The organism is Lactococcus formosensis, from assembly GCF_018403745.1.
GTDB classification, from domain to species: domain Bacteria; phylum Bacillota; class Bacilli; order Lactobacillales; family Streptococcaceae; genus Lactococcus; species Lactococcus formosensis.
The window spans coordinates 312,432-338,498 of record NZ_BOVP01000003.1 but is presented as its reverse complement, the minus strand read 5'-3'; the positions used below and the strand labels follow the sequence as shown (position 1 = coordinate 338,498).

At 38.4% G+C, this 26,067-nt stretch carries 26 protein-coding genes; 2 read left to right on the top strand and 24 right to left on the bottom strand.

The window, feature by feature from the left end:
- Positions 1 to 18: 18 nt before the first annotated feature.
- From purN to bcaP, 22 genes are all read right to left on the bottom strand, one after another.
- A complete protein-coding gene (gene purN, locus KJS37_RS05045; RefSeq protein ID WP_165713876.1) occupies positions 19 to 561 on the bottom strand; it encodes a phosphoribosylglycinamide formyltransferase in 543 nt (180 codons plus the stop codon).
- Positions 558 to 1,571, bottom strand: coding sequence for a phosphoribosylformylglycinamidine cyclo-ligase (gene purM / locus KJS37_RS05040; protein ID WP_213481947.1), 1,014 nt, complete (start codon positions 1,569 to 1,571; stop codon positions 558 to 560). The genes purN and purM overlap by 4 nt, the downstream gene beginning before the upstream one ends.
- The gene (purF, locus tag KJS37_RS05035; RefSeq protein WP_213496158.1) at positions 1,564 to 2,979 is read right to left on the bottom strand and encodes an amidophosphoribosyltransferase; all 1,416 of its coding nucleotides are present in this window, start codon (positions 2,977 to 2,979) and stop codon (positions 1,564 to 1,566) included. The genes purM and purF overlap by 8 nt, the downstream gene beginning before the upstream one ends.
- Complete coding sequence (gene purL / locus KJS37_RS05030; RefSeq protein ID WP_213496156.1) at positions 2,964 to 5,180, bottom strand: phosphoribosylformylglycinamidine synthase subunit PurL; 2,217 nt, start codon at positions 5,178 to 5,180, stop codon at positions 2,964 to 2,966. Before purL ends, purF begins: the two co-directional genes overlap by 16 nt.
- Positions 5,177 to 5,857, bottom strand: coding sequence for a phosphoribosylformylglycinamidine synthase subunit PurQ (gene purQ / locus KJS37_RS05025; protein WP_213496154.1), 681 nt, complete (start codon positions 5,855 to 5,857; stop codon positions 5,177 to 5,179). Before purQ ends, purL begins: the two co-directional genes overlap by 4 nt.
- The gene (purS, locus tag KJS37_RS05020; protein WP_096369356.1) at positions 5,857 to 6,099 is read right to left on the bottom strand and encodes a phosphoribosylformylglycinamidine synthase subunit PurS; all 243 of its coding nucleotides are present in this window, start codon (positions 6,097 to 6,099) and stop codon (positions 5,857 to 5,859) included. The genes purQ and purS overlap by 1 nt, the downstream gene beginning before the upstream one ends.
- Positions 6,100 to 6,155: 56 nt before the next feature.
- A complete protein-coding gene (gene purC, locus KJS37_RS05015; RefSeq protein ID WP_213496152.1) occupies positions 6,156 to 6,872 on the bottom strand; it encodes a phosphoribosylaminoimidazolesuccinocarboxamide synthase in 717 nt (238 codons plus the stop codon).
- Between the two features lie 104 nt (positions 6,873 to 6,976).
- Complete coding sequence (locus KJS37_RS05010; protein ID WP_017370143.1) at positions 6,977 to 7,402, bottom strand: ASCH domain-containing protein; 426 nt, start codon at positions 7,400 to 7,402, stop codon at positions 6,977 to 6,979.
- 16 nt (positions 7,403 to 7,418) lie between these two features.
- Positions 7,419 to 7,880 (bottom strand): GNAT family N-acetyltransferase, encoded by a 462-nt coding sequence (locus tag KJS37_RS05005; RefSeq protein ID WP_213496150.1) that lies wholly within the window; start codon positions 7,878 to 7,880, stop codon positions 7,419 to 7,421.
- A gap of 1 nt (position 7,881) precedes the next feature.
- Complete coding sequence (locus KJS37_RS05000) at positions 7,882 to 8,721, bottom strand: thymidylate synthase (RefSeq protein WP_213432663.1); 840 nt, start codon at positions 8,719 to 8,721, stop codon at positions 7,882 to 7,884.
- A gap of 150 nt (positions 8,722 to 8,871) precedes the next feature.
- Entirely contained in the window at positions 8,872 to 10,722 is a 1,851-nt protein-coding gene (locus tag KJS37_RS04995; RefSeq protein ID WP_213496148.1) for an ABC-F family ATP-binding cassette domain-containing protein, read from the bottom strand.
- Between the two features lie 94 nt (positions 10,723 to 10,816).
- Positions 10,817 to 12,661, bottom strand: a complete 1,845-nt coding sequence (locus KJS37_RS04990) for a glycerophosphoryl diester phosphodiesterase membrane domain-containing protein (RefSeq protein WP_213496146.1) — start codon at positions 12,659 to 12,661, stop codon at positions 10,817 to 10,819.
- Positions 12,662 to 12,833: 172 nt separating this feature from the next.
- Entirely contained in the window at positions 12,834 to 14,228 is a 1,395-nt protein-coding gene (locus KJS37_RS04985; protein WP_213496144.1) for a C69 family dipeptidase, read from the bottom strand.
- Positions 14,225 to 15,421, bottom strand: a complete 1,197-nt coding sequence (locus tag KJS37_RS04980) for a CCA tRNA nucleotidyltransferase (RefSeq protein WP_213496142.1) — start codon at positions 15,419 to 15,421, stop codon at positions 14,225 to 14,227. Before KJS37_RS04980 ends, KJS37_RS04985 begins: the two co-directional genes overlap by 4 nt.
- A 185-nt stretch (positions 15,422 to 15,606) precedes the next feature.
- Positions 15,607 to 16,950, bottom strand: a complete 1,344-nt coding sequence (locus KJS37_RS04975) for a M20 family metallopeptidase (protein WP_213496140.1) — start codon at positions 16,948 to 16,950, stop codon at positions 15,607 to 15,609.
- Positions 16,951 to 16,998: 48 nt separating this feature from the next.
- Positions 16,999 to 18,525: a YfcC family protein gene (locus KJS37_RS04970; RefSeq protein ID WP_213496138.1), complete on the bottom strand. Its 1,527-nt coding sequence runs from the start codon at positions 18,523 to 18,525 to the stop codon at positions 16,999 to 17,001.
- Positions 18,526 to 18,751: 226 nt separating this feature from the next.
- Positions 18,752 to 19,594 (bottom strand): DegV family protein, encoded by an 843-nt coding sequence (locus tag KJS37_RS04965; protein ID WP_213496136.1) that lies wholly within the window; start codon positions 19,592 to 19,594, stop codon positions 18,752 to 18,754.
- A 23-nt stretch (positions 19,595 to 19,617) separates the two neighbouring features.
- A complete protein-coding gene (locus tag KJS37_RS04960; RefSeq protein WP_051008863.1) occupies positions 19,618 to 20,016 on the bottom strand; it encodes a DUF1149 family protein in 399 nt (132 codons plus the stop codon).
- On the bottom strand, positions 20,013 to 20,597 hold the full coding sequence (locus KJS37_RS04955) for an HAD-IA family hydrolase (RefSeq protein WP_213496134.1): 585 nt from the start codon (positions 20,595 to 20,597) through the stop codon (positions 20,013 to 20,015). Before KJS37_RS04955 ends, KJS37_RS04960 begins: the two co-directional genes overlap by 4 nt.
- Positions 20,597 to 21,325, bottom strand: a complete 729-nt coding sequence (trmD, locus tag KJS37_RS04950) for a tRNA (guanosine(37)-N1)-methyltransferase TrmD (RefSeq protein ID WP_096368128.1) — start codon at positions 21,323 to 21,325, stop codon at positions 20,597 to 20,599. The genes KJS37_RS04955 and trmD overlap by 1 nt, the downstream gene beginning before the upstream one ends.
- A gap of 1 nt (position 21,326) precedes the next feature.
- Positions 21,327 to 21,842 carry a ribosome maturation factor RimM gene (gene rimM / locus KJS37_RS04945; protein WP_017370130.1) on the bottom strand — a complete coding sequence of 172 codons (516 nt, stop codon included), beginning with the start codon at positions 21,840 to 21,842 and terminating at the stop codon, positions 21,327 to 21,329.
- 144 nt (positions 21,843 to 21,986) lie between these two features.
- Positions 21,987 to 23,384 (bottom strand): branched-chain amino acid permease BcaP, encoded by a 1,398-nt coding sequence (gene bcaP / locus KJS37_RS04940; RefSeq protein WP_213496133.1) that lies wholly within the window; start codon positions 23,382 to 23,384, stop codon positions 21,987 to 21,989.
- A gap of 265 nt (positions 23,385 to 23,649) precedes the next feature.
- Between bcaP and KJS37_RS04935 the strand changes: the two genes are divergently transcribed.
- Both KJS37_RS04935 and KJS37_RS04930 read left to right on the top strand, forming a co-directional pair.
- The gene (locus KJS37_RS04935) at positions 23,650 to 24,096 is read left to right on the top strand and encodes a DUF3290 domain-containing protein (protein WP_096368126.1); all 447 of its coding nucleotides are present in this window, start codon (positions 23,650 to 23,652) and stop codon (positions 24,094 to 24,096) included.
- 15 nt (positions 24,097 to 24,111) lie between these two features.
- A complete protein-coding gene (locus KJS37_RS04930) occupies positions 24,112 to 24,747 on the top strand; it encodes a DUF421 domain-containing protein (protein WP_019292382.1) in 636 nt (211 codons plus the stop codon).
- A 184-nt stretch (positions 24,748 to 24,931) separates the two neighbouring features.
- Here the strand turns inward: KJS37_RS04930 and KJS37_RS04925 are convergent, their stop codons facing one another.
- Positions 24,932 to 25,657, bottom strand: coding sequence for a methyltransferase domain-containing protein (locus KJS37_RS04925; RefSeq protein ID WP_213496132.1), 726 nt, complete (start codon positions 25,655 to 25,657; stop codon positions 24,932 to 24,934).
- A 150-nt stretch (positions 25,658 to 25,807) separates the two neighbouring features.
- Positions 25,808 to 26,047 carry a GlsB/YeaQ/YmgE family stress response membrane protein gene (locus tag KJS37_RS04920; RefSeq protein WP_213496131.1) on the bottom strand — a complete coding sequence of 80 codons (240 nt, stop codon included), beginning with the start codon at positions 26,045 to 26,047 and terminating at the stop codon, positions 25,808 to 25,810.
- Between the last annotated feature and the right edge of the window lie 20 nt (positions 26,048 to 26,067).

The following is a 26,067-nucleotide window of genomic DNA, read 5'->3' as shown; positions in this document are numbered from 1 at the left end:
AGTTTATAATAGCTTTTACTATTTTTTGATAAGCTCTTCTACTACTTTTATATACAATTCATGCTCTATTTGATGGAGCTTTTTTTCATATTCGGCGAGTTCTGGGTAATAATCAAGCTGCTGCTGGGCTAAAATTTCTCCTGTATCGACTCCAGAATCCACCCAATGCACTGTGATTCCCAAGCCTTCTTGAGCTTGCCAGGATTCGTCTAAAGCATGAGCTGAACCCGCAAAAGCTGGCAGATATGATGGATGAATATTAATGATCCGACCTTCATAAGCTTGCAAAAGAGTAGGACCAACAATTTTCATATAACCTGCAAGACAAATCAAATCAATCTGATGTTCACGGAGCAAAGCAACTAAGGCTTCTTCATAACTTTGCTTATCAGCAAAAGATTTTAAGGTAAAGCTGACAGCAGCTATCTTGAGCTGCTGTGCTCTTTGTAGAGCATAAGCCTCAATCTTATCCGAGAATAAGAGCTGAACTTCAGCGGGAAAAGCTTGAGCAAGAGCTTCAAAGTTGGATCCTGATCCTGAGGCAAAAACGGCAATCCTCATTTTATAATTACCGCTTGTTTCACACGAGGCGTAATTTTTCCAATTTCGTAGCATTTTACTCTTTGCTTCACTTCTTCAGCCTGTTCTGGAGCAACAGCGAGGACCATGCCAATTCCCATATTGAAAATCTGGAACATTTCGTCATGAGGAACTTGACCGTATTTCTCCAAAGCTTTGAAAATAGGCAAAATCTCCCAGCTATCTTCTATAATTTCAGCAGTTAATTGATCACTAAACATTCGCGGAAGATTTTCATAAAAACCGCCTCCTGTAATGTGCGATATTCCTTTAATCATATTGTCCTTTATGAGCGGTAAGAGCTCTTGGACGTAGATATGAGTGGGTTCAAGTAACTCTTCTCCAAGGGGGCGTTCCAGCTCAGGAAGAATTTCTTGTTTATCAAAATCTTTAAAGATTTTCCGGACGAGCGAGTAACCGTTCGAATGAATGCCGGAGGAAGGAAGCCCTAATAAGATATCACCTGCCTCAACATTCTTGGAGCCATCGATTAGGGCTGACTTTTCGGCAATACCGACAGCAAAACCTGCAAGGTCATAATCATCTGTACCATACATATCTGGCATTTCTGCTGTTTCACCGCCAATCAAGGCTGCACCTGACTGCAAACATCCTTGGACAACACCTGCAACCACTTTTTCGAGCTTTTCCGGAAGGTTTCTCCCGGTAGCGATATAGTCAAGAAAGTAGAGTGGTTCTGCTCCAGCTGCAACGATATCATTAACACACATGGCCACACAATCAATTCCAATCGTGTCATGTTTGTCTGCTTCAATAGCCAGCATCAGCTTTGTACCCACTCCGTCTGTTCCAGAAATAAGCACTGGTTCCTTAACATCAAGTTTCGAAAGATCAAATGCCGCTCCAAATCCTCCAAGTCCTCCAAGAACTCCCAGCCTTTTCGTTTTTTCGGCGTGTTTTTTTATGCGATCAACCACTTGGTAACCCGCTTCAACATCAACTCCTGCCTTTGCATAAGCATTTTTAGACATTTTTTCCTCCTAAAGATTTCAGGTAATTTTCTTCGTAATCGTAAAGTGGCGTCGGATATATACCGTCAAAGTAAGACAGACACAGATTATCATGTCCGATAGCCTCAACTAATCCTTCTTGGCTTAAAAAAGTAAGACTATCTGCTCCAATGATTTGGCAAATTTCATCGACTGAGTGTTCCGCTGCAATCAATTCTTCTCGCTTTTGAATATCGATACCATAAAAGCATGGATAAGCAAGCGGTGGGCTCGCAATTACAACGTGAACTTCAGCAGCGCCGGCATCTTTAAGTAAACGCACAATTCGTCTGCTTGTCGTTCCACGTACAATAGAATCGTCCACCATGATAACCTTTTTACCTTCGACTACACTGGAAACAGCCGAGAGCTTCATCCGTACACCTTGTTCTCTTAATTCTTGCGTAGGCTGAATAAATGTACGCGCCACATATTGATTTTTAATCAAGCCCATTTCGTAAGGTAATCCAGATTCTTCTGCATATCCGGATGCTGCTGAGAGTGACGAATTTGGCACACCAATAACAATATCTGCATCTACCTGTGCCTCACGTGCTAAGATACGCCCTGATTGTTTACGTGCGGTATGAACATTGACACCTGCAATAACACTGTCCGGACGTGCAAAGTAAATATACTCCATTGAACAAATTTGTGTATTGGTCTTATCTGTAAACTGCTCAACATGCAAGCCTTGATCATTAATTTGGATAATCTGACCGGGTTTGACTTCCTGGACAAACTCTGCACCAATAACATCAAAAGCACAGGTTTCACTGGCTACAACGAGCGCACCGTTCGCCATTTTCCCAATAGATAAAGGACGGAAGCCATTAGAATCAAGAGCTGCAATCATCGAATCTTCTGTCATCAAGAGATAAGCAAAGCCACCTTTAACAGTATTCAAGGCTTCCTTTACTTTTCCCATAAATTCAGGATGATGGCTGCGGCGAATCAGATGCGCCAAAATTTCGGTGTCTGAACTTGAAGAAAAGATAGCACCTTGTGCTTCTAACTCACGTCGTAGCGATACGGCATTGGTCAAGTTACCGTTATGGGCTAGACCAAGCTGTGTGTCTTGAAATTTAAAATGAAAAGGCTGAATATTGTTTAATTCTGCTGAACCTGCTGTGGCGTAGCGTACATGGCCCATGGCTGCCTTCCCTGATAATTTTTGTAAATCTTTTTCGTGACGAAAAACTTCTGTTACCAAGCCTAAATCACGATGCCGCTGAAGTTGCCCATCATTATTTGACAGAATACCGGCACCTTCTTGTCCTCTGTGTTGCAAGGCATGAAGTCCAAAATAAGTCAGTTGTGCAGCTTCAGGATGTCCCCAGATGCCAAAAACGCCACATTCTTCGTTCAAGGACTTTACTTCATAAGGCATGGAATCGCTCCTTCATAAATCGCTTTCGCTTCTTCAGTAGATAGGGAAATTTCACCATCTTTTGCTGAAATTTTAATTTCTGACTTGTCTGTAACATGCCCTAACTTGCTTGCTTTCCCTGCCATCAGTTCTTCAAAATTCTTTTCATCTTCTGGGCGAACTGAGAGAATAAAGCGACCTTGACTTTCAGAGAAAAGTTGTGATACTTTGCCATCAAAATGAACCGAAATTCCTTTATTATTCGCAAAAGCCGACTCGACAAGAGCTACAGCTAAGCCACCTTCAGATAAATCATGCGCGGACTGAATCAGACCGGCTTGGATTGCTTTTAGTACGCGTTCCTGATTTTCTTTTTCAGCTTGCAGATCAAAGTTCAGCGTACCTGAAATCTCTCCTGTCATCATTTTTTGAATTTCAGAACCGGAGAAATCATCGCCAGTATCACCGATAAGATAAATTAAGTCACCTGTTTCTTTAAAATCTTGTGTCGTAATCTGTGCCACATCTTCAATCAATCCAACCATCCCAATCATTGGTGTCGGTAAAATTGCTTGACCATTCGTTTCGTTATAAAGGGAAACATTACCCGAGATAACTGGAGTAGATAGCACACGACAAGATTCCGAAATACCATCGCATGCCTTGCTTAACTCATAAAATTGTTCTGGTTTTTCTGGATTTCCAAAATTAAGGCAGTCCGTAATAGCTAAAGGTTTCCCACCTGAGGCGATGATGTTACGCGCTGCTTCTGCGACTGCTATTTGTCCACCAACCTCAGGGTCAAGGTAGAGATAGCGCGCATTACAGTCTGTTGTCATTGCTAAAGCTTTATTGGAATGACGGAGGCGGATAACTGCCGCATCAGATCCAGGTGCAACAACTGTATTGGTCATTACACGGCTATCGTAGGTTTCATAAATACTGCGCTTGCTCGCAATCGTTGGTTGACTAAGGAGTTCTTTGAGAACCTCTGTTGCGTTTGCGATTTCCGGGATAAATTTTTCGGCTTTTTCAAATGCAGCAATACGTGCGGGTTGTTTCATTTCACGATAATAAACCGGTGCATCCTCAGCTAAAGAGTCTACTGGAATTTCGGCAACCTTTTCACCTTGATGGAACAATGTGTACATCCCATCATCAGTGACTTCACCGATATTTACCGCATCAAGTTCGTACTTTTTAAAGAGCTCAACGATTTCATCTTCATGTCCTTTTTTAATGCAAAGTACCATCCGCTCTTGCGACTCTGAAAGCATCATTTCGTAAGGTGTCATGTTCGTCTCACGCTGTGGTACTAAGTCTAAATTAAGTTTCAGACCCGATCCAGCTTTCGAAGCCATTTCCGAAGTTGAAGAAACTAATCCAGCAGCACCCATATCTTGAATGCCGACAAGAATATCGGAATGATTATGAATCACTTCGAGACAAGCCTCTAACAAAAGTTTTTCCATAAAAGGATCGCCCACTTGAACGGCAGAACGTTGTGTTTCAGAACCTGAACCAAACTCCTGAGAGGCAAAGGAAGCACCATGAATGCCGTCACGTCCTGTTTTCGCACCGACATACATGATTGTGTTGCCCACACCTTTGGCTTGTCCTTTTTGGATGTGCTTATGCTCAATCAAGCCCACACACATCACGTTCACTAAAGGATTTCCCGCATAAGATTCATCAAAAGCTACTTCTCCACCTACCGTAGGGATACCGATACAGTTACCATATCCTGCTATTCCAGCTGTCACGCGGTCAACAATGTGACGTGTTTTAGCATTGTCAATCTGACCAAAGCGAAGGCTATCTAAAAGAGCAACTGGACGTGCACCCATCGAAAAGATATCACGAATAATCCCGCCAGAACCTGTTGCCGCTCCTTCATAGGGTTCAACATAGCTTGGGTGATTGTGCGATTCCGCTTTGAAAACAACAGCCCAATCATCACCAATATCAACGACTCCTGCACCTTCACCTGGTCCCATAAGTACGTGTGGGCCTTCTGTTGGAAATTTTTTCAAGACAGGTTTTGAATTTTTATAGCAGCAATGCTCTGACCACATCACGGCATACATGCCTGTTTCTGTAAAGTTAGGCAAGCGACCACCAAGAATCTCATTTTTAATTTTAGAGTATTCTTCATCAGTCAAGCCCCATTCACGATAAATTTTTGACGTTTGGATTTGTTCTGGACTCATTTCAACGCTCATTGTAGCGCTCCTTTTTCTACAAAATTTTTCAAGATACTGGCAAACATTTTTTGACCATCATTTCCACCCAATAGGGATTCTACAGCGCGTTCTGGATGCGGCATCATTCCTAAAACATTGCCCTCTTTATTACAGATTCCAGCAATATCTAAAGCTGAACCATTAGGATTTCCATTTACATAGGTGAAAACGATTTGGCCGTTTTCTTTTAAATCTGACAAAGTTTGTTCATCAGCAATATACTTGCCTTCACCATGAGCAATAGGCAAGCTAATCACTTCATTTTCAGAAAAGACAGTTGTAAATTTTGAATTGTTATTTACTTTTAAGTTTTGCCACTTTGAAACAAACTTTAAGCTGTCATTTTGAATCAATGCTCCAGGTAAAAGTCCCGCCTCAACAAGGATTTGAAATCCATTGCAGGTGCCAAAGACAGGTTTTCCCTCTGCTGCTAAACGCTTAATCTCTGGCATAATGTTAGAAAAAGAAGCAATGGATCCGCAACGTAAGTAATCCCCGTAACTGAAACCTCCAGGAATCAACACACCATCAAAGCCTGAAAGAGAATTTTCCTCATGCCAGACAAATTCGGCTTCAGCTTGCATCACATCACGAATGGCCCAAAGGAGGTCAAAATCACAATTTGATCCTGGAAATTGAATAACTGCAAATTTCATCAATCTACCACCTCAACCTTGTAAGTTTCCATGTTTGGGTTAGCAAGAAGTTTTTCTGCGATTTCCTCAACTTTAGAGGCCGCTGCCTCAGCTGTTGCATCGACTTCAATCTCAAAATATTTTCCTACACGAATGTCCTTTATCTCATCATAACCTAGCTTTTGTGTTGCTGCTGTGATGGCTTGTCCTTGAGGGTCCAAAATTGATTTTTTATAGGTTACATAAACTTCTACTTTACTCATTTTCTCTTTTTCATTCACTTTCTTTTATTTCTTCTCTACGATTTCACTACTTAATCTTAAAGCTCTTTTCCTTCTTGAAGGGCTGTGAGTACGCGGCTATATACTTCGATCAAATCACCAATATTACGTCGGAAAACATCTTTATCTAAATGATTCCCCTCCGCATCCCAAAGACGGCAGGTATCTGGTGAAATTTCATCCGCCAAGATAATTTCTCCCTCTGCTGTACGACCAAATTCGAGTTTGAAATCAACCAAACTCAAGCCGATTTTTGCCCAGAGCTTTTGGAGTAGTGCATTGATTTTCAGTGTCTCTGATTTGATGAATTCCACTTCTTCTGGGCGAGCAAGTTCAAGAAAATAGACATGTGCATCATTGATAAATGGATCGTCCAATGCGTCAGACTTGTAATAAAATTCAATAATGGGTTGAGGAAGAATGTCACCTTCTTCCAATCCAAATCGTTTCGCAAAAGAGCCAGCAACACGATTTCTCAAGACCACTTCCAGAGGTATAATCTCCACTTTTCGATTCAATTGTTCGGTTTTAGACAATTGTTCAATGAAAGATGTTTGAATTTGTTCGGAGTTTAATTTTTGAAAAATTAAGGATGTGATTTGATTGTTCAATGCCCCTTTGCCTTTAATTTCTTCTTTTCTTTTACCATTCAAAGCTGTTGCGTTATCACAATACTCCACCCAAACCAGCTGTTCATCGTCTGTTTCATAAAGCTTCTTTGCTTTGCCTTCATAAAGTAAGCGTCCCTTTCTCACAATATGCCTCCTCTTTATTTTATAATTTAATTCTAACCTTATTTAGAGTACAAAAAAAGATATTACTTGTGAAAGTAATATCTTTTTTGAATATCGTTCGCCTTTTACGAACTTTTATATAAGACTTCAAATTCCTCACAGACAATATCCATATCTGGTGCGAAGCAATCCAACTCTCGGAAAAAGGATTCATGTACTTGCCGCCAATAAGATAAGCTTCTATCTCCCTCTCCTTCATTAAAAGCATGATCTACCGTTACCTTATTAAACTTAGTGATGTAGACCTTGCTTGTTTGGATCGCGGCACGTGGATTCCCTTTACCATCGAGTAAAATCTCATACCTTCCGTCAACAGCAGGTAAAAAATCATCTGGCCCATACTGAGACAATGCACTTGCTGTTGCTCGTTTTTTCCCTTCAAGCACAAGTTCTAATAACTCATCAGCCATTTGAGGATTATTCCCAAAAGCCCAGGCACCACCGAAGTTGTCGGGATTTAGATTAGCCTCTGCGATAAATTTTTCGTACATTTTTCCTTCCAGTCTTTTATAACTTTAATTGCATTTTATAATTGTTTAAATATTGGTTACGTCGTACAACGACTTGTTGGTTTAAAATCACATAACCACGTTGTTCAAAGAAAGATAGAGCAGTTAAGGAAACATCAACATTTATTATTTCTGCCCCCTGCTCCTTACAATACTGTTCAATCTTATTGGCAAGGAGATGTCCGACACCCCGTTTCTGATAATCCTTATCAACATACAGACAATCGAATGTGTCTCTGCTTGTTGCATTGGCAAAGCCTAAAATTTTTCCGCTTTCTTCGACAACTAAACAATAACTCTCTGCCAGCTGTTTTTCCATACAAAAATCAGACTTATCCGATGGCGCCCACGCTTCTAACTCTTCTCTAGAATAATCAGCAACATTGATTGTATGTACTGTCGTATAAAACAAATCAACAATCTCAGCGTAATCTTTTGAGTGATAATGTCGACAGTTCATCTTAAATCGCCAAATCAAATTTGAGTTGTGGAGTAACAGGTTCATAATCCACCAGTTCAAAATCTTCTGGTTTAATATCAAAGAAATTCGTCCCATCTGGTACATTTAAAATCAAGCGTGGTTCTTTTTCTGAACCCGTACGTGACATTAACTCATTCGCTTGTTCAAATTGATTATCGTAAATATGTAAGTTGTTGACAAAGTAGAAAAACTTGCCAACTTTCCAGCTGAAGTGTTTAGCCAACATCATTTGCAAAGCCACATATTGCATTGCGTTAATATGATGAGCCACAAGCATATCATTTGAACGTTGAATTAAGGTTGCATCAAGATAAATCTGTCCATCTGCTTCACGTCTTACGTCAAACATCGTTTGAAATGCACAAGGCAAAAGTCCTTCCGTTTCTTCAAAATCTTCATATTGCCAAAGATTAATAATATTACGGCGATTCCATGGATTTTTTTCTAAGCCCTCAATGAGCTTACCGATAATGTTATATTTTTTGACTGTTGCACCATAACGTTGTCCAATGGTACCGTCACCGATACCCCATTCAGCCCAATATTTTACACCATATTTTTCTTCTAGAACATCAAGTGCACTTGTCTGATCTTGGTAAATCCACATGAGTTCTTTAATTGCTGTCTTGATAGGAATACGACGAAGAGTTGTAATAGGAAATTGGCCTTTTTCAAGATCATAAGTGACGAAAGATCCTGTGATATATTTACTATTGGCTGTTTGGCCATTTTTATATTTTGGACGTGCGTTTTCTGAGAACACACCATTTTCGAGGATATTACTGATATTTTCTTTGAAGATTTGGTCTGCGTAGGTCATATTTCCCTCTCTTAATTTCACTTTATTATGACTAACATTATACCATATTAATAAACAAACTTTTAAAGGTTAGTTCCGCCCTCTTCAAGAAATTTTATCACTAAAAAAAGAAAGATAAAGTAACAAAAAAAGCAAGCTTTTCGCTTACTTTTATACTTTTTCGCTGAGCATTTCCCAGCGCTCGTATTTCGTCTCAAGTTCTGTCGTTACTTGATCTAATTCTTTTTGAAGAGTAGAAAGCATCCCAGCATCTGAACCATTTTCATTCATCTCAGTGTCGATTTCTTCTATTCGTTCTTCTAATTTTGCAATGTCATCTTCGATCGTTGCCCATTCTTGCTTCTCGGCCCAAGTCATCTTTGGTTTCGCATCTTCACGTACACGTGTATCAGCTTTCGGTGTTGCCACTTCCACAGGAGCAGCTACCTTTGTCGCTAAGTAATCACTGTAAGCACCAAATAGATGGTTAATATTTCCATCCTCAAAAGCCAAAAGCTCATTGGAAACCTTGTCTTGGAAATAACGGTCGTGACTTACAGTTATTACAGCGCCAGGGAATTTTGCAAGAAAATCTTCTAAAACTGTCAAAGTTGCAATATCCAAATCATTGGTTGGCTCGTCCAAGAGCAGAACATTAGGTTGTGTTAATAATATTTTCAAGAGGTAAAGGCGCTTCTTCTCACCACCAGAAAGTTTACGAATCAAAGTCCCGTGTGTGCTTCTTGGAAAGAGGAATTGTTCCAAAAGATTAACAATCGAAATTGTCTCACCGCTTGTATTTTGGCTAGCTGAAGCTACTTCTTCCAAGAAATTAATGATGCGTTTATCCTCTTCAAGTCCGCGTATTTCTTGACTGAAGTATCCAATTTTAACAGTCTCACCGATATCCATCGTTCCTGACGTCAACTCAAGTTCTCCGGCGATAATATTGAGCAAGGTTGATTTACCTACACCATTATCACCTACGATACCAACACGACTTTTATTCTGTACAATCCAGTTCAAGTCAGAAAAGATGGGACGATCAGGAAATGCAAATGCTGCATTTTCAAAGTTTATGACTTTTTTTCCCAAACGTGTCGTCGCCAAGCTGATGTCTACATCACCCAAGTCTTTGTCTGTACGTACATCTTCTTTTAAGCTTTCAAAACGGTCAATACGTGCCTGTTGTTTAGTTGCTCGTGCTTGCGGAGACTTACGTATCCAAGCTAATTCTGATTTGTAAAGCTGTTGGTTTTTATGCAAGCTTGCAGCTTCACGTTCCTCTGCTTCAGCACGTTGCGCCAAATAATCTTGATAATTCCCTTGATATTCTTTGAGTTTTGACTTGTCTAGCTCAAATATACGCGTCGCCACATTGTCCAAAAAATAACGATCATGTGTCACAAAAAGCACTGTTCTCTTACTATTTTTGAGATAGTTTTGCAACCAAGCAATAGTATCCACATCAAGGTGGTTGGTCGGTTCATCCAGCAAAAGTAAATCAGATGGATTCACAAGAGCTTGGGCTAATTGCACACGGCGCTTTTGTCCTCCTGAAAGCGATCCTATCTTTGAAGAAAAATCTGGCAATTTGAGTTTTGTTAAAACTGTTTTCACATCTGCTTCTACTTGCCAAGCATTTAAAGCATCCATGTCAGATTGGGCACGTTCAAATTTGCTTAAATCTTCAATATTTAAAAGTGCAGCTTCATATCTTTTTATGGCCTTCATTTGGGGGAGTGAATCATCCAGAACAGTATCCATGATACTTGCTTCATCATCAAAATCTGGCTCTTGAGTCAAATAGGTAATTTTATAATCTTGAGGGTGAGTAAATGGAGAAACATCTCCATCAAAACCTTGAACGCCCGCAATCGTATTAAGCAAGGTTGTTTTACCGGTACCATTTGTGCCCAATAGCCCTATGCGATCGAGGTTATGTATAATAAATGAAATTTTATCAAAAAGTGTTTTATCTCCCACGCTTTTTGTTAATTCTGATACTAAAAAATCTGCCATGTTTTATCTAAATCCTATCTTTTTCTCTGAATACTCTTATTTATTATAGCACAAGTTAAGAAAGGCAAAGAGCCTTAGCCCTTTGCCTTTCTTATCAAACATTAAAACTAGAAAAACTATCTGAACTTAAATCTGTTAAATCTGCATTTCCTAAGTCTAATAAGTAAATGCGAATTTTCTGTGCAAAGCTCATACCGCTTTGCGTATTTTCGATAGTTTTCTTGACTACCGGTATATCATCCGTGATTAAGCCGTCGACATCATACAGACGCATACGCTGTACGGTATTGGCATCATTGACATCCCAAGCGTATACTTTTTTCCCATAATCATGTGCTTTTTCTACAAATTCCGAATCCAATGTTGATATTTCAACAGAAAAAGCGTCGACGTTACTTTTCGGTACTCCGATAAGGTTGTAGGTCATAATGTAAGAGACAAAAGTAGATGAATCATGTCTTTTTAAGCTCCGTGACAAATCAAAGCTTAAAGATTGCACCTGATGATTTTTTGCTTCGATATCCTTTTTATAACGTTGCAAGAAATTTTCACTTACTGCATTGACATCTTCCTTAAGCGGGATTTTAATTTCAATCAGTAATTTTTGACCAAGCCTATCTGCTTCTTTCAAGTATTCATCAAAGCTTGGTAAAGGGGCAGATTTACCGTTTTCTCGGACAGTGAGTTTGGTGAGTTCAGCTAAAGTCAATTCATTTACTTTCTTGTTCACTCCAGCTAAATGACGTAAATTTTCATCATGCATGACAACAAATTGCTTGTCCTTTGTTTCACGTACATCCATCTCAACATAATCTGGATGATAGGTTTGGCTAGTTTCAATCAAGGCGGGGATTGTATTTTGGACACCATTTTTCTCTGACACACCACGATGTGAAATAATAAGTGGGTTTGACAAGGTATCCTGGCTGAGGTAATAAACGTTAAAAACACCAATAAGCGCAATAAATAGGACTGTGAAAAACCCCAATAAACTTCGGCTCACCCAACGCCAACCTTTAGGCAATAGTTGAAAAGCTTTTAGCTCTACATAGATTTCTTCTGGTGTTAATTCCTCTAACAAATTAATAACCACATAGAAAATCAAAATCAGTGACAAAAGCATGTGTAATAAAGCCGAAACTTGGATTATAAACATAATCACTGTCGCTGATGCTAGAGCCAATTGGGGCATGTGATGATCTATTGTAGATTGTAACAGAATCAAGAGTTGACTGATTACCCAGAAAGAAGCCAGTAAACTGATGAAAATTGCTATAAAGCGGAAAAAGAAAACTTTAAATTTTCCTTTGCTCATCTGCCAGCTGACACTCAATGAGGTCCTAAGTTTTTTCTGCTGCAAAATCATGAGCGGCAGAACAAAAATTAGACGGTATCCAATAAACATGGATAATAAAGTCAGTAAAATGTAGGCTGTCAACAGCCACCAATTGTTAGTTGCAATAAACTCCAAGATGAAGTTAGGCACTTGAATAGCGGAAATAATGTCTATACCGCTGGCAAAACCACTTAAAGGCAAAACTAACATAAAATAAAACAAGAAAAATAAGATAAGAGAAGGTCTGAGATGTCGCAACCGTGAAAATGTTGCATAAAGTAACTCAGGAATTGTAACTTTTTCTTTTTGCTTCACAAAGTGAACCAGTATCGTTAGAAAAGTGAATTCTAAGAATACCGAAACTACAATCAGTACTAAAATTCCAATCAGAGCAAACGCTGTGAGTGGATGTTGACTGAAAATCGAGAGCACATTATCATAAGCCAGATAATCAATCTCCTTACGATGAAGTAAAAAATTAGTGGTCGCTGTTAATGTCGGAACTACAACGAGTAAAAGTAAGAGGTGAAAAAAGATGACGGGACCAAAATAATGAAACGTATTTTTAAAAAAGTCTTTTGTTGATTGGAATGTTTTACGCATTTTCCTTGCTTTCTTTTTAATAAATTAAAATGTAAGATAAATTTCTTCTTTTTATTTTAGCACAATATGTTTTGAAAACTAAGCACCTACTTTACGCTCGTTTGTGGGATAGACAGTTTTTAGTATTTTGTATAGAGCATAAAAAAAAGCACATAAGTGCTTTTTATCAGAATTAATCGTTGAAATCATAACGTAGTTTCATGCGATTTGAACCTGAAATTACCATACGTCCCAGCATTTCCGTCATTGATTTTAATGCAAACGCTGCTAATTCTTCATTTGCTGCTTGTAGGTCTGCTGCAGCTCCCGCTTTATCCGTTTTATTTTGGATTTCACGGAATTTACCTACAGTTGCCAATTCATAGGTATCACGTAAATCAACGTACTTACTGTAATCTGTATCACCAAGAAGTGCTGCTGTACAACTGAGCCAGTACATATTATTCAAGTCAAATGTCGCTGTTGCATCACGATAGCAAGCTGGTGTATCCTCAACATTTGTGTAGAAAGGTACGACGTGGTTGAAGGTATTTGCCCCAAATGCCAACCATTGAATACCCGCAATTTTTTCATCAACATGATTACGGATTTGTAAAATGTGAACACTGTGATTACGGTTGATTCCAATGGGGCGGAAAAGTTGTGCTTGCTCTGGTGTATTTGTTGTACCGTAAGTATCAAATTCAGTATTTTCAAAGTGGCTTGAAAGTACAAATTTCATGTCTTCTACTGAAATTTTACGTGTAGCTTTACAGATGAATGGTAATTCTGGATTTTGAGGATCATCACTTGGAGTTCCCAAAGCATTTTGACCATACCAAGTACGTGGGTTATTATATACACTATCTTTTACTGTGCTAGAGCCAAAGATATGGCGTAAATTGTATCCTTCAAAATCTGGATTAAGATGGTTCTCATCAATCAATGCTTTCAAATCTTTTGAACAAAGTGTATCTTCACTTTCAAAATCAAAATGATCAATGTTCATACGATTAGGTGCAACCACGTATGAATCATCTGGAATACGGACTGCTGCCCAATGATGACCACCAATCGTTTCCAACCACCACACTTCTTCTTTGTCAGCAAAAGCAATACCGTTAGGTTCATATGTTCCGTATTGATCAAGGAGAGCACCTAAACGCTCAACACCTTCACGCGCACTGTGGATATATGGTAAGACTAGAGTAACATAGTCTTCTTCCCCCATACCACTTTCTTCATTGTAAGGGTCAAGTCCTAAGATACGTGGGTTGGTTGTAATTGTTTCTGTTGCTGACATTGCAACATTTGCAGCATTAATCCCTGCAGCAGCCCAAGTCCCGCTTGTTAAAACAGCATTTGGTGTTGCTGTATAACGCATTGGATTTTCTGGAAGGTCCAACTCCAAAGCACTTAATACAGCTTTATAATGACGCGGTTGTTCGTCTGGTTGAACAACAACAAAGCGTTGTGGATCTAGTGCTTCATGTCCGTCGTCATTACGAGCAATAAGGGTTGAGCCATCAATTGAGGCTTTTTTCCCCACCAAAATAGTAGTACATGAACCTTGTTTACGAGTAATCATAGAATCTCCTTAATATATATTAAAATTTTGTTTCTATCATTTTTTAATTGGTTGTTAACGACTTGTTCTTCAATCTGATGTAGCAGCTTCCCTAAAATCGGACCTGGCTTGATATTAAATGTTTGAATAATGTCATTACCAGTTACTGCGAGCTCTGACTTGCTATGTATCTGGAGCTTAGCATCATAGATATAAGCCTGCTCACAATCAACATCTTGCCCTGCGGCAACTTTTAGCTGATCAACCAGCAGGGCTTTTTCTAACCCATAGCGATAAATGCTCTCTAAACTCCAACTTTCAAGCTTATAGGCTTCTGTCAAATCATGCACATATTTGATAAAGTCATTAGACACCTTCCATTTTTTCAAGAAAGTTTTAACATTTATTTGATCACTATGGACTAAGAGCGCAGCCCAAGCCTGAGCTGAAGTTGCAAAAGTAAAGTCCGGATTTAGGGTTTGAATCAAAGCGTGGATTGCTTTTTCTTGCAAATCAGGCAAGAAAGTATAAGCTTCCGATTCAAGCAATATTTCCAAGCCTTTTTTCCAATCTTTAGCCAGAAGCAACTTGTCGAGTTCAATGAAGATACGTTCAATAGAAATTTTGCTTAGAAGATGGGCTCGTGCCTGCATGGCTTTAAATGTTTCTTCTTCAACATTAAAATTTAAAGTTGCAGCAAAACGCATTGCACGCATAATCCGAAGCGCATCTTCATTGAAGCGTTCCGTTGCAATTCCAACAGCCCGTAAGCGTGACCCAGCTAAATCGGAAAGGCCATCAAATAAATCTATAATCTCTCCTTCAGTATCCATAGCAAAGGCATTAATCGTAAAGTCTCGCCGTTTTAAATCTTCCGAAAGTTCTCGGACAAAATCTACAGAATCTGGACGGCGATAATCTGTATAGGTGCTCTCTGTACGGAAAGTTGTAATTTCATAATGTTCAGCTTCAGATTGACCAGCTAAGACCAACACAGTACCGTGATCAATTCCCACATCAATAGTATGCGGGAATATGGCTTTGGTTTCAGCTGGATAAGCACTGGTTGCAATATCCACATCATGGATTGACCTTTGCAAAAGCGCATCACGAACGCTTCCTCCTACAAAATAAGCCTCAAAACCATGTGCCTGTATTTTTTCCAAAACCGGCAAAGCTTTTACAAATTCTGACGGCAAATTCTCTAGTTTCATACTTCTATTTTAGCACTTTTCGGATAAAAAAGAGTCGCTGAGTAGATTTTTTTAAAGATAAAAAAATTTAGTGCAGCTTAGCAATGAAAATGCAAAGCTTAAAAACTAAAAAGCATTTGCTTATTCAAGCTCTTCTTGTAAAAAAAATGATTCTTTCGTGAATCATTTTTTCTTATGAAAGTTGATTACTTCACTCCACATAAGCGGTAGATAGCTTCAGCATATATCTCCATCGTTTTACGCAAGTCCGTAATTGCCCATTGTTCATTTGCTTGGTGCATATAATCTGGCGTATCAGGGAACATAGCTCCGAAGGCCACACAATTTTGCATCGTCCGAGCGAAGGTTGCTCCTCCAGAAACCATCGGCTCCGTCATATCTCCTGTAATTTCACGATAAGTAGCAAGAAGCGTTTGGATAAGTTCACTTTCTACCGGCACATAGAGAGGATTTAACCAATCATATTGCTTATATTCAAGTTGATAATTCGCTGCTTGAGCAGCAAGTTTTCCAGCCAGTTCATCTTTATCAACAGTTACAGGGATACGCATATCCACACCGATTTTTGTATGTTCAGGAGTGATTTCAACATCTGTGAAATTCATGGTTAATTCGCCGGACTGCTCGTCCATAACTTTACCCACAACATTTTCACCTGTGGCATTTTCCTGAACAAGTTTACCCAAGAAATCAAGGGGTTTGAAGTCAAATACTTCAGACAAGGCAATGGACAACCGTAGGATTGCGTTTGCTCCTTCTGGTGCAGCCATCGCGTGTACGCTTTTTCCCTTTACCGAAATCCCTTTTTCTGTTTCTTCATAATCAAAACCATGTGCTGTCAGGGCAGCTTTTACTTCTGTTATTTTGTCCGAAGTGCAAGACGCACGGTCGGGTACAACATTCAATGCGCCAGGCGCATGCAATTCGAAATCATTTGTTCCAGGTCCAGTAAGATAAGCTTGAAGTAAGCCTTTTTCGGCATAGTTAAGTGGGAAATGAGAATCAGGAGCAAAGCCCATAGTGATTGCTTCCTCTTTTTCATTATATTTATCCAAACAACGCCAAAGTGTTTCTTCATCTGTTCCAAAGATAAAACGAATTCGTCCGTCAAATGTTACACCTGCATCTATCAAAGCTTTTACTGCATATAGTGCAGCCATACTTGGACCTTTATCATCTTGTGTTCCCCGACCAATTAAAAGGCCATCACGTTCGACCATTTCAAAAGGATCAGTTTCCCAACCTGCTTGATCTACTGCAGGTACGACGTCCATGTGACAAAGTAAGCCAAAAAGTTTTTCGCCTTCGCCAATCTCAGCATAGCCATAATAACCTTCAGGATCTTGGAAGGTTTTAAAACCTAATTCTTGACAAAGTTCTAAGACCTCTTCTAAGGCAGCTAAAACTTTTTTACCAAAAGGATGACCTACCCCAGAATCACTCTCGTCTAATACAGATGCATGTTTGACTAAACGTCCAATTGATTGCACAGCTGCTGTTTGATATTTGTCTGTAATAAAAGTTTTCATATGACCTCCAACAAAAGCTCCCCCGATGGAAAGCTTTTTATTCATTTTTTATAATACTGCGGCAACACCAAGAATAACCATAATCACAACCAACTGAATCACGATCAACTTCGCCATAAATTTCCACCATGTCCCAATGTTGAAACGTGCAATAGCAAGTGCACCCATAACAACGGCAGATGTTGGTGTAATCAGGTTCAAAATACCTGATGCAGATTGATAAGCTGTAATGACCAAATCTTTTGAAACATTGGCAAATTCGCCCATTGGGCCCATAATTCCCATCGTAGCGGCAGCTAAACCTGATGTTGATGGAATTAAGAAACTCATTGGCAGATAAAAGATAAACGTTAAGATAATAAATAGACTTGAGGAAAGACCTTGAAGTCCTTGTTCACCCCAATGCAAGATTGTGTCTGTAATCATTCCGTTGTTCATCACAACCTGAATCCCACGTGCTACAGCTACGACGATAGCAACACCGATCATGTCTGATGCCCCCTCAAGGAATGCAGAGATAAATTCTGACTCTTTCATACGGTAAACGAAAGCAACCACAACGGCCATGACGATGAAGAGCATTGTAATTTCTGGGAAGTACCATGCACCAAAAGGTACCATACTCTTACCAAGAACAACTCCGAGACCTGGGATTGAAGTTAACCAAGTGGTAAAGTCGTTAAAGAAAGTAAAATGTTCGTTCAACATGTCCCATGGAACAAGTGACATAATCATAATGACAAAACTTCCGAAGAAGACAACATTCACCCATTTTTGACGTTGCGTAATATTTTCCTGTTTTTCAATAGAAGCAATGTCGAAATGTTGGATATCAGCTTCTCGATTTTTATATACCAAAGACTTTGTGGGATCTTTTTCAATCTTTGAAGCATAACGATAAACATAGAGAATTGAAATACCTGTGAGTACAACTAGCATGAAGAAACGAAGTCCCATACCTTGTCCCATGGAAATACCAACTGCTTGAGAAGCTACACCTGTAGCAAATGGATTCACTGTAGATGCCAAACAGCCGACTTGTGAGCCCACTAAAACGATAGCAACAGCCACGACCGTATCGAAACCAACCGCAATCATGACAGGAATGATCAAAGCATAGAAAGCCAATGTTTCTTCCGCCATCCCATAGGTTGATCCACCCAGTGCAAAGAGAATCATTAAGACTGGAATCAGCATCTTCTCCTTGCCCTTGAAACGCTTAACGATCGAAGCAATACCTGCTTCAAGTGCACCAGTTTTATTCACTACACCTAAAAAGCCACCTACCATTAAAATAAAGAATGAGATGGGAATTGCTGCTGGCGTAGCAGGTACATTTCCATTTGCTTCAATACCTAACATCCCATTGACGGGAGCCATAAGCATGTCCCAAATGCCTTGAGGGTTTGATGCTACTTGCGTAAATGAACCAGCAATAATGTTACCTGCATCATCTACTTTGTAATGCCCTGCTGGAATAAACCATGTCAAGATTGCAATAAGAACAATGATGATGAAAAGAATCGTGTATGCCGATGGCATTTGGAATTTTTTCTTTTCAGTTTTTGCTTCCATTATATACCTCCTAATGTATATTTATGCGTATAATTACAACTTTAGTTTAATATTTTTTTAACTTAAAGTCAAACAAAACTTGAAAAAAATTGGACAATTACTTCTCAACGTTTATATGGTTGCGTTTACACTTCTTTAAAAATAACAATTTAATAAAATACAAAAAAAGAGAAGAAATGACTAAAATATTTCCTTCTCTTTTCAAAATTAATTTTTATACAATAAATTATTTCTTAGGTGAAAATCCGTAAGCAATAGCACCTAAACCAAGGTGGGTAGCAATAACAGGTCCAAATGTTACAATTTCGACATCGTCATAGCCATGAGTCTTGGCAAAATCATAAAGGTCTTTTGCGCGATCTTCCGCATCAGCATGGAGGACATACACCTTATGCGACTTTGGATCACTGTTCGCAAGCATAAGTTTCTTCAGCTCTGACACAGCTTTCTTGCTTGTACGCACCTTGTCATATACGACAACCTTACCATCTTCTGAAAACTGTAAAATAGGTTTTATATTGAGGAGTGTCCCTAAAAGTTCTCCTCCTCTTGAAAGGCGCCCGCCTTTAGCCAACCAGTGAAGATCATCCACAAGCATAAAGGCATTGTCATTTTCTCTTTGATATTCAAACCGCGCAACAATCTCGTCAAATGACTTCCCAGCATCCGCCGCATCCAACACTGTCTCAATCATATAGCCGAGTGGGCTAGAAGTAATAAAGGTTTCAGGAAACTTAACCACCATATCTTCAAATTCACTTTGTAGATAAAATGCATTTTGATAAAAACCTGAAATTCCTGAACTCAAAAAAGCACCTAAAACATGAGTATAGCCCTCTTGTCTTAGTGTTCGCAGTAATTCTTCTAATTCAAGAATACTTGGTTGTGATGTTTTAGGTGCCTCTGAAGTTGCAGCCATCAACTTATACCACTCTTGATGTGTCATTTCACTTGGTTTATATTCTTTTCCCTCAATAGATATGGGAATTTCCAAGACAAATAAATCGTCTCGATTTTTATATTGTTCGGCAAAATCTGCCGAAGTATCTGTAATAATAGCTAATTTCATAATAAATAAACTTGAAAAAATCCTTAAAATTGAAGGTTGATGCCCGGTTGGTCAAGGGCAACCTCTGTTGTTTCATACACCAAGCGTTTCAAAAGATCAAAAAGTGGATCCGCAATTTGTGCCATTTCTTCTTGCTCTAATTCAGATTGCTCTTTCACTTGGCGACCACGCACGTAGTTAAGTTGGCTGAGCATACCTGATAAGACAATATTCTCCAAAGGAATCATATATGTCAAGATAGCATAAATTGCTGTATCTTCTGCAGCAACTTTTCCGTCAGGTACTTGATCATGGGGAACTAACTGAAATTGTACATTGATATTTGTTTCAGGTGTTCCGTTTTCTTTTTCCCATTCGTAATTACGTGCGTCATAATGAAATTGATTTACAAATTCTTTATCACGTTCTAATGTTAATGTCATTTCCATTCACTCCAATTTTTTATTTTCTTGTCGGCGATGTCTCCAAAATATGCTTTCTCATCTAAAAGCAAAGTGGCTACACCTGCGTTTATACCTGCTTCAATATCAAGAGGACGATCACCAATCATGACTGTTTCTTCTGGTACCAACTTATATTTGTGAATCAAATATTCCAAAGCTTCTGGACTTGGTTTCCGTGCAAAATTTTGCTGACTGGTAATGACTTCTGTGAAGTATTTCTTAAGTTCACCCAGATATTCAAAGGTGGCATCATCACGATGACTGAGGACAAAATTCTGTCCACCATTTTCTACAATTTCTGACAAAATTTGTGGGATCTCAGGGTAAACCTGAGGATTGACTTGCATCTCTGCTTCTATTTTATGATACAAGTCAAGAAAGTCATCGTCTGCAAACTCAAAAGCGAATTTACGAATAGAGAAACGTTTGATATAAGCTTCTATATCACCCGGAAATTCTACTGAGGATTGCTTCATTGCTTCACGCAAGGCCTCTAACATTACAGGATAGGTATTGAAGAGTGTTCCGTCAAAATCCCAAATATAATTTTTCCAAGCCATCAAGATTTTTCACTTTCTATCTTTAGCTGTTTCAAAATTTCTTCTTCTTCTGCATTTGTTTCGTACTGCTCCAACAAATCCGGACGTCGTGCTAAAGTTTTTTTCAAACTCTCCGTCAAGCGCCATTTACGAATATTTTCGTGATGACCGGACATCAGAACGCTTGGGACCTTCTTCCCACGAAACTCTTCCGGGCGTGTATATTGTGGATACTCCAGTAATCCTGAAGAAAAAGAATCATCCTCATGACTGGCTGCTTTACCTAAAGCTCCAGGCAGCAAGCGTACTACAGAATCAACAATAACAGTAGCTGCTACTTCTCCGCCTGTTAAGACAAAGTCGCCAAGTGAAATCTCATCCGTCACTAGATCTTTAATTCGTTCATCATAACCTTCATAATGTCCACAAATAAAAATTAGATGTTCTTCTTGGGCAAGCTCTTCAGCCATTTTTTGATTGTAGCGTTTGCCTGCAGGATCAAGGAGAATCACACGCGCCTTTTCATGCGGAATCTTATCCATTGTATCATAGATAGGTTGCGGCATCAGCAACATGCCTTGACCACCGCCATAAGGCATATCATCCACATGTCTTTGCTTGTTGCTCGCATTTTCGCGAAAATCATGGGTATGAAGTTCAAGCAGTCCCTTTTCTTGTGCTTTCCCAACTATCGATTGGTTGAGCGAGTCAAACATGTTTGGAAAAATTGTTAAAATATCAACTTTCATCCTAATCGTCCAAGCCTTCCATAATTTCCACATCCACTCTTTTAGCTTGAAGATCAACATTCAATACAACAGGAGGAATATAAGGAAGAAGCAAGTCACGCTTACCTTTACGTTTGACGACCCACACATCATTTGCTCCTGGTTGAAGAATTTCGCTAACCTGTCCAATTAATTGATCATTTTCATATACATCTAAACCAATAATTTCATGATAATAAAATTCGCCTTCGTCCAAATCCTTCAACTTGTCTTCAGCTATTTTTAAAGTGAATTCCTTAAAGCCTTCAACATCATTAATATGATAGAATCCATCAAATTTGACGATATAAAAATTCTTTTGTTTTCTTGATGATTTAACTTTCAAATCTTGGACATAATTTCCTTTTTTGTCAAAAAGAGCCAAAATTGTGTTTTTTGCAAAACGTTCTTCAGCAAAATCGGTAACTGAAATCACACGAACTTCTCCTTGAAGCCCTTGTGTGTTCACTATTGTTCCTACATTGTAAAATTTTGTCATACAGATATTTTACCATAATTCACGTATTATTTCCCTATATGCTTCTGTAAGTGTTTTTTTCTTTAAAAAAGTTAGTTTTGAGGTAATTAACTTTTAATTAAAGTAAAAACCGATTTGATAAATCCTCAAATCGGTATAAAATTTTTAATTTTTTTCGCGCTTCGCCCCATACAATGAATAAATCACAATACCTAACAAAATCCAGATGAAACAGTATAATTTCGCAAGTGAATCAAGATTTTCAAATACAATAATTGATCCTATCGCGCCTAGAGCCGGTAAAATCGGGTAAAATGGCATTTTGTAACTTGCTTGTGGTAAATCTTTGCCCTCACGGGGACGTAAAGCAAACATCCCGATTGAAACAAAGACAAAAGCAATCAATGTACCTGCGGAAATCAATTGTGCCAGGAAGGTAAATGGGAAAAATGCCCCAATAATTATTGCAACTGTAGTTAAAACAATTAAAGCATTGGTTGGATTTTCACGCTTGTCTACTTCTCCTAAAATTTTAGGAAGCATTCCGTCACGACCAAAAGCATAGATCAGTCGAGAACCCGCTAAAATCATGCCCAGTAAAGCAATAAACATCCCAGCATCAGCAACTATTGAAATTACTTGTGAAACCAAAGGAAATCCTGCTTCTGACAAAGCCCATGATACAGGAGCTGCATTATTTGCATACTCAGTATAAGGATGCATGCCGACAAGAACTAGCGTTACTGCTGAAAACAGAACTACGGCAATGACGAGCGAGCCTACAATTCCTAAAGGCATTGTACGTTTTGGGTTTTTAGCTTCAGCTGAATTTGCCGCAATCGAATCAAAGCCAATATAAGCCAGAAAAATCATCGAGACGCCTGATAAAATCCCCGATATCCCCCCAAAACCTGTCGTAGGATTGTGTTTAGGTATAAATGGTGTATAGTTTTGAGGTTTAATCACTGTTAAACCTACAACAATAAATGTGATAATCGCAATAATTTTTAACACAACTAAGATTTGCGCAATTATTCCAGCATCATTCGAGCCTCGCCATACAAGAAGGGCGGCAATTAAAATAACAATTAAAGAAATAATATCAACGATACCACCATTAGTTCCAAGTGGATTAGCCAAAGCTGCCGGTAAATGTATATTTGAGGTTGCTAGAATATGCTGAAATGTAGCCGAGAAACCTGAGCCCACAAAGGCTACGGCAATAAAATATTCTGCAAGTAAGGCCCAACCCGCAATCCAGCCAAATCCCTCTCCAAACAGGACCGAAATCCATGAGTAGGCTGAGCCGGCAAAGGGCATAACACTGGCCATTTCAGCATAGGCTAATGCGACCATTCCAGCAACAACTGCAGCAATCAAAAAAGAAAATACAACAGCTGGTCCTGCAAATTGCGCAGCAACAATTCCTGGTAGAGTAAAGATTGAAGTAGAAATAATCGTTCCCACTCCCAAAGCCAAAAAGTCTTTAACCCCCAATGTTTTTTCTAATCTACTGTCCTTTTTACTGTAGGTGTCAAATTTTGCTTTTGTTGAAAATCCCAAATTTTTTCTTTTCCTTTCTTCTACTTATAGCTCATACTTCAATCGAAGACAAACTATGATTTAAAATATTAAAATTTCAAGTAGACAAAATTGTACCATTTTATTTAAAATTATACAAACAATTATTGTATTTTTTATTTTAAGCAGATGAATGAAAAATATTCTTTATATATATTAGTTTGTTTATGATAGTATATAATTGTGGAATTTTTTAATAATATATCGGTTATTAAGAAAAAATTACAGTTAATTTATTGGAGGTTTTATGAATTTTTATGATATTAGTTTCTTGAAAACACAAGCTGGACTAACAGATTACCTATGGTATATTTTCATTTTTGGTTCACTCATACTACTTATCGTTGTTTTTTCGTTATATTTAAAACATCGAATCAAGACGAAATATCGAGATCTTAGTCTCATTTTTTTCTTGTTCCTCATCCTTTCTCTTGGGATACAGTATTCAAATTATCAGGTTAATCAGTCACGGCATTCTCAATCCTCTCAAATGGTCAATTTTGTCGAGCAATTTGCAGATAATATGAAGGTTGAGCAAAAAGACATCCTGGTAAGTTCAACTCAACTTACTGATGGAATCATTGTAAAAGTAAAAGATGATTTTTACACGGTCAATCTCAATGCCGATCAGCAATCCTATACTATCACCGAAACCCATCTGCTCAATAATAAAATCAACATTATTTCTAAATAATAAGAAAGGTTAGCTATGCAATTATATAGTCCAATAATAATCAAATTTGCCCTCGGAATTGTTTGTTTAATTATCCAAATCAACATCATGGGAAAAGGTAATCTTGCACCTTCATCAGCAATGGATCAAGTTCAAAATTATGTATTAGGCGGAATAATTGGAGGTGTCATTTATAATGATTCGATAACGGTCTTACAATTTGTCCTTGTCCTAATCATTTGGACTCTTCTTGTCCTCCTTCTGAAATTTGCTAAAGAACATAATCGTTATATTAAAGTGATTGTAGACGGAAAGCCACTTACTTTAATTCAAGATGGAAAAATAAAAGTTACGGAATGTTTGAAAAATGGGATATCGGCAAATGAACTTATGTTTAAGCTACGATCCAATGGAATTTATGAAGTTCAAAATGTAAAGCGCGCAATTTTAGAGCAAAATGGTCAATTAACAATTATCGAATTTGGAGGAGAAAACATTAAATACCCGATCATTGTAGACGGACAAGCCAACTATGATGTTTTAGACATTATAAATAAAAACGAAGAGTGGCTCGAAACTAAAATCGTTGAAAACGGCTTTCATAAAATTACTGAAGTCTATCTAGGAGAATATATTTCGGGCGAATTAAAACTCTACGGCTATCATGATTAAACTCCACTCATATTAAAAAAGGATACTGAATTAGTTTATTTTTCCTTTCCAATAATATAAAACAAAAACCCAAGAAAATTATAATTTTCTTGGGTTTTTACTTATGTTTTTTGAAGCTCTTGTAGTTTTTCTTTCGACTCTGGTATAAATCATAAATATAGTACAAAGCATTCTACTTTTCTCGTCACTTTTTGTTACATGGAATGTAAATCAGTTCGTAGACAGCTTTCTGGTAATTTTTGCATGATTCTTGCACTCCAAAATGCTCGTTTATACGGCGTTCCAACTCCCGTTTACTGCATTCGTCCTCAAAATACGCGTGGAAAAAGCCTTTTGAAATCATTTCTGTTTTTTCAAAAGTAAATTGTTGCACAAAAAATTCTTGCTTCTCTTTTTGAAGAAAGTTTTTGTAGTCTTCCATCCATTTTAACTCTGGGTTCACTTCCTGATCATAAGGAGAAAATAAGCTGTCCTCATCCTTAACCAATCGGAAGATAAGGCACCACTTTTGACTGAGTTGGCACAATTCTTTTATCTTTTCAGGATGGTTCAAAGCAGGATTCATTGCGGAAAAAACAACTTGAAATTTTTTATTTGTTTGAATCAGCGCCTCTTGACTAATCCTAAGGAAATCAACATGCTCTGATTTTCTTTTCTCTCTTGCCAGTTCTAGCATCTTTGGTGAGATATCCGCTAAAGTATATCTCTTCACATGGTCCTGAAATACAGACAAATAGCGACCACTTCCTCCTGCAATATCTAAAAGTGTTGGACAAGGTAAAATTTTCTCTTGTACAAGGAACTTCACTAGCTCTTGAGCAATCGGGAAAGGCGATTCCTGTTGTATTTCTTCATATTCTTCAGCAAAACCATCCCAAAAATAGACGAGATTTTGTTCTTCTTCAGTCAATTTCCTTCTTCCTCCTGATATTTCTCGCTTATACAAGTTGTTCTTGATATTCTTTATTAATTCTAAAATATTTTAAACTTATTGTACTATATCTGCTTGCTTAACCATACAAAAAAACCACCCAAAGAGTGATTTTTTATAAGAATTGTATTAATCTTTTGTTTTACCCAAGAAGAATGATACAACGGCTACGACAATAACGGCACCGATGATTGAGGGAATCAAAGCCATACCGGCCAATGAAGGACCCCAGCTTCCGAGGAGGGCTTGACCCACAGCAGAACCGACTAAACCGGCTAAGATGTTGGCAATCCAGCCCATGGAGCCTCCTTTAGTGATGACTCCTGCTATCACCCCAATAATTGCACCAACAATAAGTGACCAAATCATAAAAATACCTCTTTCCTTTA